This is a genomic window from Streptomyces sp. HPF1205, from assembly GCF_020400825.1.
GTDB lineage: Bacteria > Actinomycetota > Actinomycetes > Streptomycetales > Streptomycetaceae > Actinacidiphila.
This window is the reverse complement of record NZ_JAINVH010000006.1, coordinates 112418-128519: the sequence shown is the minus strand read 5'-3', so window position 1 is coordinate 128519 and position 16102 is coordinate 112418. Positions and strand designations below refer to the sequence as shown.

Here is a 16102-nt window from a genome sequence, read left to right as displayed (position 1 = left end):
CGCTGTTGCCATCCGGGAGGGGGCCACGGCCCGCGCTCCCCTTTTTCCTTGCACCAGCTCAACGCGCGGTCCCGTCCGCGGGTTCCCGGCCCCAGCGGATACAGTCGCCCGGCGGGGGGCCACCGTCGTGGGGCGCCCGCCGCGGACCAGTGCCGCGGACCGTGACGGCGGATCGTGAGAGGGCGGAGAGGGCCATTACCGGCAACCGGCAGGCGGGCTGGGCGTTCGCCGACGCTTTCGTCGCCGAGGACGACGCCCTCATACGTGCCCGCGACCGCTCGCACGCGCACGGTCTGCGCCCCGTGTCACCGGGTACGGGGGCGGCGCTGCGGCTGCTCGCCGCCGCGGGGGACGCGAAGTCGGTGGTCGAGATCGGCACCGGTACGGGGGTGTCGGGCATCCACCTGCTGCACGGGATGCGCCAGGACGGGGTGCTCACCACGGTGGACACCGAGCCGGACCGCCAGCAGCTCGCCCGGGAGGGCTACCGGGAGGCCGGGTTCGCCGCGAACCGGTCCCGTTTCATCTGCGGCCGCGCCCTGGACGTGCTGCCCCGCCTCACCGACGGCGGCTACGACCTCGTCTTCTGCGACGCCGACCGGCTGGAGTACCTGGACTACCTCCAGGAGTCGCTGCGGCTGCTGCGGCCCGGCGGAGTCGTCTGCTTCGAGGGGGCCTTCGCCCAGGGCCGCGCGCTGAACGCGGCCCACCAGGACGCCGAGGCCCTCGCCCTGCGCGACCTCATGCGAGCGGTGCGCGACAGCCCGGACCTCGCCCCCGTCCTGCTGCCCACGGACGACGGCCTGCTGTGCGCGGTGCGCGGGCGCTGACAACGAGGCGCGGCCACGTACACGAGTACGTGGCCGCGACGAATTCCGTGGGTGCTGGTCTCAGGCGATGGCCTTCTTCAACGCATCCCCGAGGGCATCCGCCTCGTCAGGGGTCAGCTCGACGACAAGCCGCCCGCCGCCCTCCAGCGGAACGCGCATGATGATGCTCCGCCCCTCCTTGGTCACCTCGAGCGGGCCGTCACCCGTCCGCGGCTTCATGGCCGCCATGCTCGTTCCCCTTCCTGAAACCAGCTCGGACTCGAACACATTGGTTCTCGGCCATTATCCCGCATCCCACGACCCGATGACCAACATCGTCCAACGCAATGTTCTGACCTGCGGCGATGACGACGGCATCCACTGTCATCAGTCCCGCCCGCCGACGGGGGACAATCCGGACAGCCGCGGGCGAGGACGGGGGGCTTCCCGCGCTTCCCACCGGCCGTCCGGCGGCTCGGCAAGGGATCGCTTAGGGCGCCGCTAGGCGGCTCGCACAGGATGCGGAGCACGCACCGCGCCAGGAAGAGCCGCGGGGGAACTCGGAGGACATGTGATGCGCAAGAACACCGTTCAGCTGGACCGACGGGGGAAGAAAGCCCTGGTCGGAGGGGTCGCCGTGGCGGCCCTGGCGGCCGTCGGCATAGGGACGGCCGCCCCGGCCGGCGCCGCGACGGCCACCACCACGCACGCCTGCGACAGCCTGACCGTCACCTCGGTCCAGCTCGTCTTCGACTACTCGGACGCGGCTCCGGCCGGGCCCAGCGTCGGCGACTCCGCGAAGTTCCACGACAACATCCTGGACGCGGCCGGCAACGTGATCGGCACCCGCGACGGGTCGGCGTACATCGCGTACACCGACCCGTCCACCGGCCACCTGATGGCCACGTACGACGCCACCTTCGCCCTGCCCGGCGGGAACGTCGAGTCGGTCGGCGTCATCGACACCGTCGCCGCCAACGCCGGCCGGACGACCACCATCACCGGCATCGGCACCAGCGGCGGCTACGCCGGAAAGACCGGCACGGTCTCCAACACGAAGACCACGGCCACCGAGGACTCGGTCACCATCAGGCTCTGCGGCTGACTCACCGCCGTCCCCGGCGGCTTCGGTGGCCGCTGGGGACGCCGAAGCCGCCGGGAAAGCCGCTTCCCCACGGGTCCGCCGGCTCGCGCACCGGCCGCCCGTAAGGCTTTCGCCGGCCCTTTCACCGGCCCTCTCACCGACTCTTTCACGGACCCTTTCGTCAATCCTCTCGCGAACCTCTCGCGAACCTCTCGCGAACCTCTCGCCAATCCTTTCACCGACCCTCTCGCCGGGCCTTTCGCCGACCCGTCATCATCCCTTCACCAGCCCTTCCGCCGGCGGATTCGCAACCGTTCCGCCGGCTCTTCACGGGGGCCGCACCCGGGTTTTCCGGGTGCGGCCCCCGGTCGTTTTCCGCCGGGAATACCGGGGATTCGGCGGGCGGATTCCGCTTTTGACGCCGGTGTGACGTTCGGAGGACGCGACTGTGACTGCCCCCCGGTTAACGTCGGGACGCTCCCCGCCGAGAGGGGGTCCGGAAGCGGCTTCTGGTGAAGGCGATCCGGAAACATCCCGGAAACACAACCGAGGATCCGATGACGACCGACTTGGGTTTCAGGCGCACGGTGGACCGCTCCCTCGTCCACCGGTACGCGGTGAGCGAGGTATTCATCACGGATCTGGCCGCCGTGGACGCGGAGACGCACTTGATCGCCGCCCAGTTGCCGATCTCCCACGCGTACTTCCTCGATGTCCCCGAATTCCCCGGCGACGCCGGCAGGGCCGCCGGGTACGACCTGACGCTGCTCACCGAATGCGCCCGGCAGGCGAGTACGTACGTGGCGCACGTCAGGTACGGCGTGCCCGCCGAATGGAAGTTCCTCATGGCGTCGATGTCCGCGCGGCTGGACGGGCCGGGGGCGCCGCGGGTCGGCGACCGGCCGGGCGAGCTGACCATGCTGGCCCGCACCGAGGCCGACCGGCGCGGCGGCGAACTGCGCACCCTGCGGGCCGTGCTGGACCTCACGCTGAACGGCGAGCCGATCGGGCGGATCACCGGCGAGGGCCGCTACCTGACCGCCGAGGAGTACGAGTTCCTGCGCCTGGGCGGCCGTACGGACGCGGTGCCGCTGTCCTCAGGGCTCGGCCCGGTGCGCGGCCTGCCGGTCCCGCCCGCCATGGTCGGCCGCACCGATCCGCGCAACGTGCTGCTCACCGACGCCCGGCGCACCCCCGAGGGCATCGCGGCCCGGCTCGGCGTCGCCGGCACGCACCCCACCATCTTCGACCATCCCCTGGACCACTTCCCCGGCATGGCGCTGATCGAGGCCGCCGCTCAGGCCGCCAAGCTGGCGGTGGCGGCCGGGGCGGACGGGGCGGACGGGGCGGGGCGGCCGGACCGTACGCCGGCGGCCGCGGTGACGGGGATGACCGCCGAGTTCACGCGGTTCGCCGAACTCGACTCCCCCGTCGAGATCACCGCGAACCCGGACGGGCGGGACGCGCCCGGCGGCTCCGGCGGGGCCCGCGGTGTCGAGGTGACGCTCACCCAGGGCGGCGAGACGGTGGCCCGGTTCGCGCTGCGGGTCGAGGAACCGGCCGCCGCCACCGCCACGGCGGTGACCCGGTGAGCGCCGCCGAGCCGCGCCCGGTGCGGGCGGTGTGGACGGACTTCGGCGGTGTGCTGACCCCCTCGGGGGACGAGTCCACCAGGGCGTTCTGCGCGCACGTCCAGGTCGCCCCCGAGATGCTGCGGAAGGCCGTCATGAAGGTGACCGCCCGCTACGGCACCGAGGACGCCATGGAGCCGCTGGACACCCCGCTGGTCACCGAGAAGGAGTGGGCCGCGCAGGTCGAGCGGGTGCTCGCCGAGGACTTCGGCGTGACCGCGGACCTCCGCGACTTCGGCGCCGTCTGGTTCGCCGACCGGCCCGTCGTCCAGGAGTGGCTGGACTGGCTGCGCCGGCTCAAGGCGCACGGCCTGTTCGTCGGGATGCTGTCCAACATGCCGCCGGGCTGGGACCCGTACTGGCGGCGGATGGTGCCGCCCGAGGGGCTGTTCGAGCAGGTGGTCGTCTCCCACCGGGCCGGCGCCCGCAAGCCGATGCGCCGGATCTTCGAGATCGCCGCCGAAGCCGCCGGTGCCACGCCCGGGGAGTGCCTGCTCGTGGACGACATGCCGGTCAACTGCGAGGGGGCCGTGGCGGCCGGCTGGCGCGCGGTCCGCTTCACCGACCCCGCCCAGGCCATCGCCGAGGTCGCCGCCCTGCTGGACCTCGACCCGCTGGGGGTCTGATCCCCCGGCCCGCGCCACCGAACGACCGCACCACCGGACGACCGCACGACCGCACCACCCCGACGACCCCGCGAATCCGACCGAGAGGACCGACCATGAGCGACGGCCAGGGCACCACCGACCTGGAGCAGTTCGTCATCGACACCCTGCGCACCCGCTTCCACGTGCCCGCCGAGGACCTGTCCCCGGCGGTGGACCTGAAGACCCTGGGCATCGACTCGCTCGGCGGCGTCGAGCTGAGCCTGGCCATCAAGAAGAAGTACGGGGTGGCCTTCGTGGCCGGCGAGGTGCGGGTGGACTTCACCGTCGCCGACATCGCCGCCCTGACCGAGAAGAAGCTGGCCGAGGCGGAAGGCCAGGACGCGTGATCCGCCACCACCACGAACGCGACGACGTCGTCGTCAGCGGCATCGGCGCGATCTCGGCGGCCGGCTCGGGTGTCGCGGTGAACTGGGAGCGGGTCTGCTCCGGGGTGCCCACCTCGGCCGTCGACCCGCGCATGCCGGACCTGCCGGCGCCGCTGTCCTGCCGGGTCCCGGACTTCGACCCGGTGGCCGTGCTGGGCGCCCCCGAGGTGCGGCGCACCGACCGGACCACGCAGCTCGCGGTGGTCGCGGCCCGTGAGGCCGTCGCCGACGCCGGGCTCGACCCGGCGGCGTGGGACGGCGCCCGGGTGGGCATCGTGATGGGCACCTCCTCGGGCGGCGCCACCTCCTACGAGGCGGAGTACTTCCGGTACGCCGAGGACGGCCCGGAGTGGATCTCGCCGCTGTTCGGCATCACCGCGCCGATGGGCCTGCTCGCCGGGTACCTGTCGATCGTGCTGGGGGCCTACGGGCCCAACATGGTGGTCACCACGGCCTGCGCGGCCGGCCCCACCGCCATCGGCACCGGCCGCCAGCTCCTGCGCTCGGGGCTGTGCGACGTGGTGCTGGCCGGCGGCTCCGAGGCGCCGCTGACCAAGATGTCGCTCGGCAGCCTGTACCAGATGGGCGCGATGTCCACCCGGCTGCACGACCCGGCCGGCGCCAGCCGCCCCTTCGACGCGGACCGCGACGGCATGGTGCCCGCCGAGGGCGCCGCCGTGCTGGTCCTGGAGCGGGCCGCGGACTGCAGGGCGCGCGGCGCGCGGGCCCGGGCCCTGGTCGCCGGCTACGGCGCCTCGGCCGACGGCTACCACCTGTCCGCCCCCGACCCGGACGGCACGGGCATCGAACGGGCCGTCACGATGGCGCTGGACGACGCCGACCTGCGCCCGTCCGACATCGGCCACGTCAACGCCCACGGCTCGTCCACCCCGCTCAACGACCTCACCGAGGGCAGGACGATCAGCCGGATCTACGGCACCCCGGTGGTGACCTCCACCAAGGGCGTGGTCGGGCACGCGCTGGGCGCGGCCGGGGCGCTGGAGGCGGTGTACTCCGTCCTCGCCCTGGAGGAGGGCCTGGTGCCGCCGACCGCCAACCTCGAACGCCTCGACCCGGAACTGGACATCGACGTGGTGACCGGGGAGGCGCGCAAGGTCCCGCTGGACGCCGTGATGACCCACTCCTTCGGCTTCGGCGGCCAGAACGCGGTGGTCGCCTTCGCCCGCCCCTGACCGGCGTACCGAACGCGACAGCACGACCGGCACGGCCGGACCGCACAGCACGGCAGCACGCACACAGCACAACGCGCACAGCACAGCACAGCACGCGCGGCACGTACCGAGGCCGTGCGCGGACGGCGCCGCCGTACGCGCACGGGACGAGACGAAACCATGAGGTGAGTTGTGGCAGACGAAGCAGAAGTCCTGGTCGTCGGCGCCGGGCCGACCGGGCTGACCCTGGCCGCCGGACTGCTTCAGCGGGGCGTCCGGGTCCGGGTGATCGACCAGGCCGAGCGGGCCAACCCGCACTCCAAGGCGGTCATCCTGTGGCCGCGGGCCCTGGAGGCGCTCGCCGCCCTCGGGGTGGGCGAGAAGATGTACGACCTCGGGGTCAAGGTGATGGCCTCCAGCTACTACACCGGCGGCCAGTTCCTGGGCCGGCTCGCCATGCGGCCGCTGTCCGGCACCCGCTTCCCGGTCGCCGTCTCGCTGCCGCAGACCTCCACCGAGAGGCTGCTGCGGGAGGCGGTGGAGAGCCGCGGCGGCCGCATCGAGTTCGGCAGCAGGCTCGCCACGCTGGAGCAGGACGAGGACGGGGTGCTCGCCACCCTCGACAACGGCAAGGCGGTCCGCGCCTCCTACGTGGTCGGCGCGGACGGCGCCCACAGCACGGTGCGGGCGCAGAGCGGCGTCCCCTTCGAAGGGGCCACGTACCCGCAGACGTTCATCCTGGTCGACGGCGAGTACGACACCGACTACAAGCACGACGAGTCGTACTACCTGATGGGCCCCACCGGCGTCATCGTCGTCCTGGGCCTGCCCGACGGGCTGTACCGGGTGTTCTGCAGCGTGCCGCCGGGGCAGCCGGTGGACGACGTCGAGGCGACCGTGCGGAAGATCGTCGCCGAGCACTCGCCGCTCAAGCTGGAACAGGTCCGCGCCACGGGCAGCGGCACCTTCCAGATCCACCGCCGGATGGCCCAGCGGATGCGCTCCGGCCGCCTGCTGCTGGCCGGCGACGCCGCCCACATCCACAGCCCGGCCGGCGGCCTCGGCCTCAACACCGGTGTGGAGGACGCCCATTCGCTGGCCTGGCGGCTGGCCGGGGTGCTGCAGGGCACCCTGCCCGAGTCGGAGCTGGACGACTGGGAGGCGGAGCGGCTGTTCGTGGCCAAGCACGTGATCGCCGAGACCGACATGCAGACGCAGGTGTGGATGCTCAAGGGCTGGCAGCGCCAGGTCCGGGACGTGGCCATCGACCTGGGGCTGCGCAGCGGCCTGATCGAGCGCTTCCTGCCGCGCCGGCTGTCCCAGCTCGACCTGGTGCTCCCGGTCGAGGGGCCGTCGGCCGGCGTCTCCCGCTGGGCCGGGACGGCGCTGCCCGCCGCCGGTCCGTCCGCGCGCGGGCTGCGGCCCGGCCTGCGCATCCCCGACGTGCCGCTGGACCGGGACCGGCACCTGCACGACCTGTTCCGCGCCGGGCACCACGTGCTGCTGGTCAGCGGCCCCGACCCGCGCGCCGAGCTGGCCGCCCTGGACCTCGGCGAGGGGCTGTCCCGGCTGGAGACCGTCCTGATCGCGACCGGCCCGGCCCGCCCGGACACCTCCGGCGGCGTGGTGGACGACATCACCGGCCACCTGCGCAAGGCGCTGGGCGCCCCGCCGCGGGCCCTGGTGCTGATCCGCCCGGACGGGATCATCGCCGCCGCCGCGGAACCGGCCGACGCGGTCGCCGCCTCCCGGCTGCGCTCCCGCCTGGCCGCCCTGACCGCGCCCGCCCTGCCCCGCGTACCGGCGCCCGCGGCCGTCCCCGCTCCCGTACCCACCCCGGCACTGGAGGCCTGACCACGATGACGGACACCAACACCACCGCCCCGCCCCGGGTGTGGCTCGGCAAGGACCTCCAGGTGCCGGTGCTGGGCCTGGGCACCATGGGCATGGCCGAGTTCTACGGCCCCTCCGACGAGGAGGAGTCGGTGGCGACCATCCACCGGGCCCTGGAGCTGGGCATCGACTTCATCGACACCGCCTACATGTACGGCGGCGGGCGCAGCGAGCGGATCGTCGGCAAGGCGCTGGCCGGGACGGACCGCGACGCGGTGACGCTGGCCACCAAGTGCGGTCTGATCCGCACGCCCGACAACGTCCGCATCGACGGCAGCCCCGCGCACATCCGGCACGCCATCGACGAGAGCCTGACCCGGCTCGGCACCGACCACGTGGACCTGTACTACCTGCACCGGGTGGACCCCGACGTGCCGGTCGAGGAGTCCATCGGCGCGATGTCGGAGCTGGTCGCCGCGGGCAAGGTGCGGTACCTGGGCATCTCGGAGGCCGCCGAGGGCACGCTGCGCAGGGCGCACGCCACCCATCCCATGACCGCGCTGCAGTCGGAGTTCTCACTGGCCACCCGCGAGCCGGAGCACAAGCTGCTGCCGGTCTGCGAGGAGCTGGGCATCGGCTTCGTCGCCTGGGGGCCGCTCAGCCGCGGGCTGCTCACCGGCACCGTCCGCGAGGCCGACTTCGGCTCCGACGACGTGCGCAGCATCCTGCCGCGCTTCTCCGGCGAGGTGCTGGAGTCCAACGTGGCGCTGGTCGACAAGCTGGCCGAGGTCGCGGACGGCGCCGGCTGCTCGCTGTCGCAGCTCGCCCTGGCCTGGACCATGGCCAAGGGGGCCGTGCCGATCCAGGGCGCCATGAACCGCGCCCAGCTGGAGGAGAACGTCGGCGCGGCCCGGCTCGCGCTGAGCCCGGACGTGCTCGCCGCGGTGGACGCCGTCGCGCCCGAGGGCGCCTTCGAGGGGCCGCGCTTCCACGCGCCGATGCTGAACGCGGTGGAGAAGTGACCGCGCCGGCCCCCCTGCGCGTCCTCCTCTTCCCCGGCCAGGGCGCGCAGGCCACCGGGATGGGCGCGGAGCTGTTCGACCGCTACCCCGCCCTTGTCGCCGAGGCCGACGACGTCCTCGGCTGGCCGGTCGCCGAGGTGTGCCGCGACAACCCCGGCAACATCCTGCTGCGCACCGAGTACGCGCAACCGGCGCTGTACGTCGTGGAGGCGCTGTCGCTGCTGGCCTACCGCGACGACGGCGGCCCCGAGCCGGACCGGGTCGCGGGGCACAGCCTCGGCGAGTACCCGGCGCTGTTCGCCGCGGGCGTCTTCGACTTCGCCACGGGACTGCGGCTGGTCCAGCGGCGGGGCCGGGTGATGGCCCGCGGCCCGTCCGGTTCGATGGCCGCGCTGCTGGGCCTGGACCTGGAGCAGGTACGGCAGTTGCTGGACCGGCTGGAGCTGACCGAGCTCGACATCGCGCTGCGCAACGCGCCCGGGCAGGTCGCGGTCGCCGGGCCGGCCGACGCGCTCGACCGGCTCGTGGAGGCGGCCTTCGACGAGGGGATCCGCTGTGTCCGGCTCAACGTCAGCGGGCCGTTCCACTCCCGCTACATGCGCCGGGCCGCCGACCGGTTCAGCCGCTTCCTGCCGCTGTTCGACCTGGCGCCGCCCAGCCTGCCGGTGATCGCCAACGTCACCGCGCGCCCGCACGAGCCCGGCCGCATCCCCGACGCCCTGGTCGACCAGATCCAGCGGACGGTGCTGTGGGAGGACACCGTGGGCCTGCTGCTGGACGAGGCCGAGGCGGCGGGCCGCGAGGCGGAGTTCGTCGAGCTCGGCCCCGGCAGGACCCTCACCGGCATGGTCGACCGGATCCGCCGCGCCAGGCCCCCGGCGCTCAGCGCCTGACACCGCACGCCCGGCCCGCGGCGGCGGCCGGTGAGGACCGGGGGCACGCCGGTGCCTCGGCCCCGCCGCCGCCGCGGACCCTGCGCACCGCACCGCGCACCGCCCCGCCCGGCCCCACGTACCGCCCGGCCCCGCTCATCACCTGGCCCCGCCCACGACCCTGCCCCGGGCACACCCTGCCCCGCGCATCCGCACCTCTTCTGGGGAGACCTACGTGACGCACGATCCCGCCCAGCTCATCGCCATCGTGGGGATGGCAGGACGCTTCCCCTCGGCCCCCGACACCGAACAGTTCTGGCGCCTGCTGATGGACAGGGCGGACGCCATCGGCCCCGTGCCGCCGGACCGCTGGGACGCCACCGCGCAGCTCGACCCCGAGTTCACGGTCCAGGCGGTGGGCGGCTTCCTCGACGGCGTCCAGGACTTCGACGCGACCTTCTTCGGCATCTCGCCGCGCGAGGCGCAGGCCATGGACCCGCAGCAGCGGCTGATGCTGGAGGGCACCTGGCGGGCCCTGGAGGACGCCGGGGTCCGCGCGTCCGACCTGCGCGGCACCCGTACCGGCGTCTACGTCGGCACCTCCTGGCACGACTACGAGACGCTGCGCAAGGAGCGCGGCGCCGGCCACACGCAGCACACCGCGTTCGGCAACGCGGTGGACGTGATCGCCGCCCGCGTCTCGTACTTCCTCGGCCTGACCGGCCCCAGCCTGACGGTCGAGACCGGCTGCTCGTCCTCGCTGGTCGCGCTGCACCTGGCCGGGCGGGCGCTGCGGGCCGGGGAGATCTCCGGCGCGGTGGTCGGGGGTGTCAACCTGATCATGGCGCCCGACATGTCGATCGGCCTGACCCACTTCGGCGGGCTGTCCCCGACCGGGCGCTGCCACGCCTTCTCCGCCTCCGCCGACGGCTTCGTCCGCGGCGAGGGCGTCGCCGTGGTCTACCTCAAACGGCTCGACCGGGCCCTGGCCGACGGCGACCGGATCCACGGCGTGGTCGTGGACACCGCCGTCAACAACGACGGCGGCGGCGAGTCCCTCGTCACCCCCAACCCCGACGGCCAGCTCGACCTGCTGCGGCAGGTGTACGGCGGCCCGGCCGTACCCGTGGACAAGCTCGCGTACGTCGAGGCGCACGGCACCGGCACCGGGCGCGGCGACCCGATCGAGGCCGGCGCGATCGGCGCGGCCGTGGCGTCGCTGCGCTCCCCCGGGCTCGGGCCGCTGCCGATCGGCTCGGTCAAGACCAACATCGGGCACCTGGAGCCGGCCGCCGGACTCGCCGGCCTGTTCAAGGTGCTGCTCGCGCTGCGCCACCGCGTGGTGCCGCCGTCGCTGCACTCCGAGGAGCTCAACCCGGAGATCCCCTTCGACGAGCTGCGGCTGCGGGTGGTGCGCGAGCCGCTGGAGCTGCCCGGTGACGAGCCGCTCTACATGGGCGTCAACTCCTTCGGCTGGGGCGGCACCAACGCGCACGTCGTGGTGATGAGCCCGCCCCGGCCCGCGGCCGGGGCGCCCGCCGCGCCGCCGTCCGCCGAGGGCGGGCCGGTCGTGCTCGCGCTGTCCGCGCAGAGCGAGGCGGCCCTGTCCCGCCGGGCCGCGGCCCTCGCCGGCGTACTGGCCGAGCCGCCGGCCCCGCTCGCGGAGCTGGCCGGCGCCCTCGGCCGGCGCCGCGACCACTTCGCGAGCCGGGTCGCGCTGGCCGCCGCCGACCCGGCGGGCGCCGCCGAGGCGCTGGCCGCGTTCGCCGCCGACCCCGGCCGCGAACTGCCCGGCCTGATCACGGGCCGCGCCCGCCCGGCCGGCAGGACCGCCTTCGTCTTCCCCGGCCAGGGCTCGCAGTGGGCCCTGATGGGCCGTGACCTGTACGCGGCCGACCCGGTCTTCGCCGGCGTCGTCGACCGCTGCGCCGCCGCCCTGGCCCCGTACACCGACTGGGACCTCGTCGACGTCGTCACCGGCGCGGCCGGGGACGGCTGGCTGGAGCGGGTGGACATGGTGCAGCCCACGCTGTGGGCGGTGACCGTGGCCCTCGCCGAGATGTGGCGGGCGGCCGGGATCGAGCCGGACGTGGTGGTCGGCCACAGCCAGGGCGAGGTCAGCGCCGCGACGGTCGCCGGGATCCTGTCGTACGAGGACGCCGCCCTGACGGTGGCCCGGCGCAGCCAGATCGTCCGCCGGGCCTCCGGGCGCGGCCGGATGCTCGCCGTCGACCTCGACCTGGACGGGGTCAAGACGGCGCTGGAGGGCTTCGAGGACTCCGTCTCGCTCGCGGTCAACAACGGGCCGCGCTCGTGCGTGCTGTCCGGCGACGAGGACGCGGTGCTGGTGCTGAAGGAACTCCTCGACGCCGAGGGCACCTTCTGCCGGCTGGTGAACGTGGACTACGCCTCGCACAGCCCGCAGATGGACGACCTGCGCGAGGACCTGCTGGCCGCGCTGGCGCCGGTGGAGCCGCGCGAGGGCCGGGTGCCGCTGATGTCCACGGTCCGGCTGGCCACGCTGGCCGGCCCGGAGATGGACACCGAGTACTGGGCGGAGAACCTGCGCCGCCCGGTGATGTTCGCCGACGCCGTCTCCCGGCTGTTCGACGAGGGCGTCACCCACGTCGTGGAGATCAGCCCGCACCCGATCCTGGTGCCCGCGGTGGAGGAGCTGGCGGCGCGTCACGACGACCCGCCCCGGGTGCTGCCCACGCTGCGCCGCAAGGAGGCCACCCCGAGGGACGTCGCGGTCTCCTTCGCCCGCGCGTACGTGGCCGGCCTCGAACCGTTCGGCACGCTGCCCGACGCCGTCGTGCCGCTGCCCGGCTACCCCTGGCAGCGCGATCGGTACTGGGTGGAGGCCAGGCGCCGTTCGGAGCGGCGCGGCGACCTCGCCGTCACCCTCACCCCGGCGGTCGGCGAGCAGGACCTGTGGGAGGACGTCCAGGAGCTCGGGCCGGACGACACGCCCTGGCTGCGCGACCACAAGGTGCACGAGGCGGTCGTGCTGCCCGGCACCGGCATGCTGTCGCTGGCGCTGGCCACCGCGGTGGCCAGGACCGGCGCGGTGCCGGGCGAGCTGCGCGACGTGCGGTTCAGCGCCAACCTCACCTTCTCCGACGAGCCGGTCCGGCTGTCCACGCGCTGGCGCGAGGACATCGCCGGCGGCGGCAGCTTCACGCTGTCCTCGCTGGCGCCCGACGCCACGGCCTGGACGGCCCACGCCACCGCCCGCGTCCTGCACGTGAGCGGGACGGTGCCGGCAGCGCGGTTCCCGGAGTCCCTGGCGGCCGGCGAGCCACTGCCCGGCGCGGAGTTCTACGCGGCCTGCGACGCGCGCGGCCTGCACTACGGGCCCTCGTTCCAGGGCGTCACGTCCCTGTTCACCGACACGACCGCGGGCGAGGCGCTGGGCGGGATCGAGCTGCCCGAGCGCTGCCTGGCCGGGGCCCGTCCCCGGGGGCTGCACCCGGCGCTGTGGGACGCCGCCTTGCAGGTGTCGCTGGCGCTGGCCGACGAGGGCCGTACGGTGGTGCCGCGCTCGGTGGCCCGGATCGTGGTGCACCAGGACCTCGCCGAGCCGGTCACCAGGGTGTGGTCGCACGCGGTGCGCCATGACGCGACCCGCTTCGACGTGCTGCTCTACGACGCCGAGCGGCGCCCGCTGGTCACCATGGCCGGCCTGGTGCTGGAGCCGCTGACGGAGCGGTCCGCGGCGCGCCCGGCCCACGACGGCTACCGGCTGCGCTTCACCGAGCAGCCGCGCGAGGAGACGCCGGCCGGCGAGGCGGACGCCGCCGCGGCCCCGGCCGCCCACTGGGCGGTGCTCGGCGCGGGCGGCCGTACGCCCGGCGCGGACCGCCTGACCGCCGCGCTCGCCGCGGCCGGCGCGGAGGCCGGCGCCCTCGCCGGCCCGGCCGCCCTGCGGACCTGGGCGGCGCAGGCGCCGTCCGACCGGCCGCTCGCGGTCGCCTTCCTCGCCCCCACCGCCGCCGACGGCCTGTCCGCCCAGCGGGCCGGTCTGGTCGCGCTCGCCGAACTCGTACGGGCCTGCGCCGCGTTGACGGTGGCGCCGCGGATCGCGGTGGTCACCACGGACGCCCAGGCCGCCACCGCGACCGGCGTCCCCGACCCGGGAGCCGCGCTGTACTGGGGCTTCGGCCGCGTCCTTCGCCGCGAGCACCCCGAGTTCCGGCCGCTGCTGCTGGACGTGCCGCGGGAGGTCGAGGGGGCCCGGGCCGAGGGGGCCGGGGGCGCCGGGGGCGCAGAATCCGCCGGTCACGGGTCCGCTGCTGACAGGTCCGACGGTGACGCGTCCGGGGAGGACTGGGCCGCGCTCGCCGCCGCCGAACTCGCCGCCGGCGGCGACGAGGACCAGGTCGCCGTGCGGCCCGGCCGCCGCCTGGTCGGCCGCCTGGTCGCCGACTCGGCCGCGGACGCCGTGCCCGACGACGCCGGGCGGCCGGTGTGGCGGCGCCCCGAGCGGGCCTACCGGCTGTCCCCCGACCGGCCCGGCCTGTGGGAGGGGCTGGCCTTCCGCGCCCTGCGCCGCCGGGCGCCCGGGGCCGGCGAGATCGAGGTGGAGGTCGGCGCGACCGCCCTGAACTTCCTCGACGTGATGAAGGCGATGGGCACCTACCCCGACCCGTACGGTGGCCACCTGCTCGGCATCGAGTGCGCGGGCACGGTCACCGCCGTCGGCCCGGACGTGGCGGGCCTGGCCGTCGGCGACCGTGTGGTGGCGTGCGGCATGCCCGCGATCGCCTCGCACCTGACGGTCCGCGCCGACCACGCGCGGACGATACCGGCCCACCTCGCCGACGAGCAGGCCGTCACGCTGCCGACGGTGCTCGCCACCGCCTGGCACGCGCTGGTCCACCTGGCCCGCCTGGAGGCCGGTGAGACGGTGCTGATCCACTCCGCCGCGGGCGGCCTGGGCCTGGCCGCGGTGCAGATCGCGCAGCTCGTGGGCGCGCGGGTGATCGCCACCGCGGGCAGCCCGGCCAAGCGCGCGTACCTCGCCCGTCTCGGCGTCACCGACGTCTTCGGCTCCCGAAGCCTGGACTGGGCCGACGACGTGCTGCGCGCCACCGGCGGCCGGGGCGTGGACGTGGTCCTCAACTCGCTGACCGGCGCGGCCATCTCGCGCGGCCTGGACGTCCTGGCGGACGGCGGCCGGTTCGTGGAGGTCGGCAAGAAGGACATCTACGGGGGCCGCCCGATCGGCCTGGACGCCTTCAAGAAGGGCATCAGCGTCTCCTCGGTGGACCTCATCGCGATCATGGTGCGCCGGCCCGAGCGGTTCGCCCGGCTGCTGGCCGACGTGTGGCGGCACGTGGACAGCGGCGACTTCACTCCGCTGCCGGCCACCGCGTACCCCGTGGCGGAGGCGGCCGAGGCGCTGCGGGCGATGTCGCACGGCGACCACATCGGCAAGTTCGTGCTGCTCGCCGATCCCGCGAGCGCCCCGCCCACCGCGCCGGAACCGCTGGCCGGCGGCGCGTTCCGGGCGGACGGGACCTACCTGATCACCGGTGGCCTGGGCGCGCTCGGCCTGTCCCTGGCCGAGCACCTCGCCGGCCGGGGCGCGGGCGCGCTGGCGCTGCTCGGCCGCGGCGCCCCGAAGCCGGAGGCGCTGGAGAGGATCGAGCGGCTGCGCGCGGCCGGCACGCGGGTGGAGACGTACCGGGTGGACGTCTCCGACGAGGCGGCGCTGCTGCCCGCGCTGGACCGGATCAGGGCCGAACTGCCGCCGCTGCGCGGGGTGGTGCACGCCGCCGGCCTGCTCGACGACGCCACCATCGCGGGCGTGCGGCCCGAGCAGGTGGCCCGGGTGCTCGCGCCCAAGGTGGACGGCGCCAGGCTGCTGGACGCGGCGACCCGGGAGGACCCGCTGGACTGCTTCGTGCTGTTCTCCTCCGCGGCCGGTCTGATCGGCAACGCCGGGCAGGCCGCCTACGCCGCCGCGAACTCCTACCTCGACGCCCTCGCGGTGGCCCGCCGCCGCCAGGGGCTGCCCGGCTTGAGCGTGCAGTGGGGCCCGTTCAGCGACATCGGCCTGGCCGCCGCGGAGGGCAACCGCGGGGCCCGGCTGGAGGAGCGCGGCATGGGCGGCTTCACCGCGCGGGAGGCGTGGCAGGCGCTGGATGCCTACCTCGCCGGCGACCGCGAGGTGGTCGGCCACGTCCGCCTCGACCTGCGGCAGTGGTTCGACTCGTACCCGGACACCGCGGGCCTGCCGAGCTGGAGCGTGCTGCGCGCCTCCGCCGGGCGGGAGGGCGGCGCCGCCGAGGGCAACGAGCTGCTGGCCGGACTGCTGGCCGCCGACCCCGAGGAGCGGGCCGCCCTGCTGGAGACCCGGGTACGGGAGCTGGCCGGCCGGGTGCTGCGGCTGGACCCGGGATCGATCGACCGGCAGAGCCCGTTCAAGTCCCTCGGCCTGGACTCGCTGATGGGCCTGGAGCTGCGCAACCGCCTGGAGTCCGCGTTCGGGCTGAAGCTCTCCCCGACGCTGCTGTGGACGTACGGAAACGTCCGCGCGCTGGCCGGCGCCCTGGCCGAGCGGCTGTTCCCGGACCCGGCGGGCGAGCCGGAGCCCGCCGCCGTACCCGCCTGACGGCACCACGACGAGATGGGAGGAGAG

11 protein-coding genes are annotated in these 16102 nt (G+C 74.9%); 10 read left to right on the top strand and 1 reads right to left on the bottom strand.

What is annotated here, in order from left to right; genetic code table 11:
• The first annotated feature begins 161 nt into the window (after nucleotides 1-161).
• Nucleotides 162-830: an O-methyltransferase gene (locus K7G61_RS09255; RefSeq protein WP_225846219.1), complete on the top strand. Its 669-nt coding sequence runs from the start codon at nucleotides 162-164 to the stop codon at nucleotides 828-830.
• 60 nt (nucleotides 831-890) lie between these two features.
• Here the strand turns inward: K7G61_RS09255 and K7G61_RS09250 are convergent, their stop codons facing one another.
• On the bottom strand, nucleotides 891-1058 hold the full coding sequence (locus K7G61_RS09250) for a DUF3117 domain-containing protein (RefSeq protein ID WP_069464762.1): 168 nt from the start codon (nucleotides 1056-1058) through the stop codon (nucleotides 891-893).
• 325 nt (nucleotides 1059-1383) lie between these two features.
• Between K7G61_RS09250 and K7G61_RS09245 the strand changes: the two genes are divergently transcribed.
• The 9 genes from K7G61_RS09245 (at nucleotide 1384) to K7G61_RS09205 (ending at nucleotide 16075) form a co-directional block, all read left to right on the top strand.
• Nucleotides 1384-1914, top strand: a complete 531-nt coding sequence (locus K7G61_RS09245; protein WP_225846218.1) for a hypothetical protein — start codon at nucleotides 1384-1386, stop codon at nucleotides 1912-1914.
• A 536-nt stretch (nucleotides 1915-2450) separates the two neighbouring features.
• Nucleotides 2451-3485: a ScbA/BarX family gamma-butyrolactone biosynthesis protein gene (locus K7G61_RS09240; protein WP_225846217.1), complete on the top strand. Its 1035-nt coding sequence runs from the start codon at nucleotides 2451-2453 to the stop codon at nucleotides 3483-3485.
• Nucleotides 3482-4150, top strand: a complete 669-nt coding sequence (locus K7G61_RS09235) for an HAD family phosphatase (protein WP_225846216.1) — start codon at nucleotides 3482-3484, stop codon at nucleotides 4148-4150. Before K7G61_RS09240 ends, K7G61_RS09235 begins: the two co-directional genes overlap by 4 nt.
• Nucleotides 4151-4245: 95 nt before the next feature.
• On the top strand, nucleotides 4246-4518 hold the full coding sequence (locus tag K7G61_RS09230; RefSeq protein WP_225846215.1) for an acyl carrier protein: 273 nt from the start codon (nucleotides 4246-4248) through the stop codon (nucleotides 4516-4518).
• On the top strand, nucleotides 4515-5750 hold the full coding sequence (locus K7G61_RS09225) for a beta-ketoacyl synthase (protein ID WP_225846214.1): 1236 nt from the start codon (nucleotides 4515-4517) through the stop codon (nucleotides 5748-5750). Before K7G61_RS09230 ends, K7G61_RS09225 begins: the two co-directional genes overlap by 4 nt.
• A gap of 171 nt (nucleotides 5751-5921) precedes the next feature.
• Nucleotides 5922-7583 carry an FAD-dependent monooxygenase gene (locus K7G61_RS09220; RefSeq protein WP_225846213.1) on the top strand — a complete coding sequence of 554 codons (1662 nt, stop codon included), beginning with the start codon at nucleotides 5922-5924 and terminating at the stop codon, nucleotides 7581-7583.
• Between the two features lie 5 nt (nucleotides 7584-7588).
• On the top strand, nucleotides 7589-8584 hold the full coding sequence (locus K7G61_RS09215; RefSeq protein ID WP_225846212.1) for an aldo/keto reductase: 996 nt from the start codon (nucleotides 7589-7591) through the stop codon (nucleotides 8582-8584).
• Nucleotides 8581-9477 (top strand): ACP S-malonyltransferase, encoded by an 897-nt coding sequence (fabD, locus tag K7G61_RS09210; RefSeq protein ID WP_225846211.1) that lies wholly within the window; start codon nucleotides 8581-8583, stop codon nucleotides 9475-9477. Before K7G61_RS09215 ends, fabD begins: the two co-directional genes overlap by 4 nt.
• A gap of 214 nt (nucleotides 9478-9691) precedes the next feature.
• Nucleotides 9692-16075: a type I polyketide synthase gene (locus K7G61_RS09205; RefSeq protein ID WP_225846210.1), complete on the top strand. Its 6384-nt coding sequence runs from the start codon at nucleotides 9692-9694 to the stop codon at nucleotides 16073-16075.
• Nucleotides 16076-16102 lie beyond the last annotated feature (27 nt).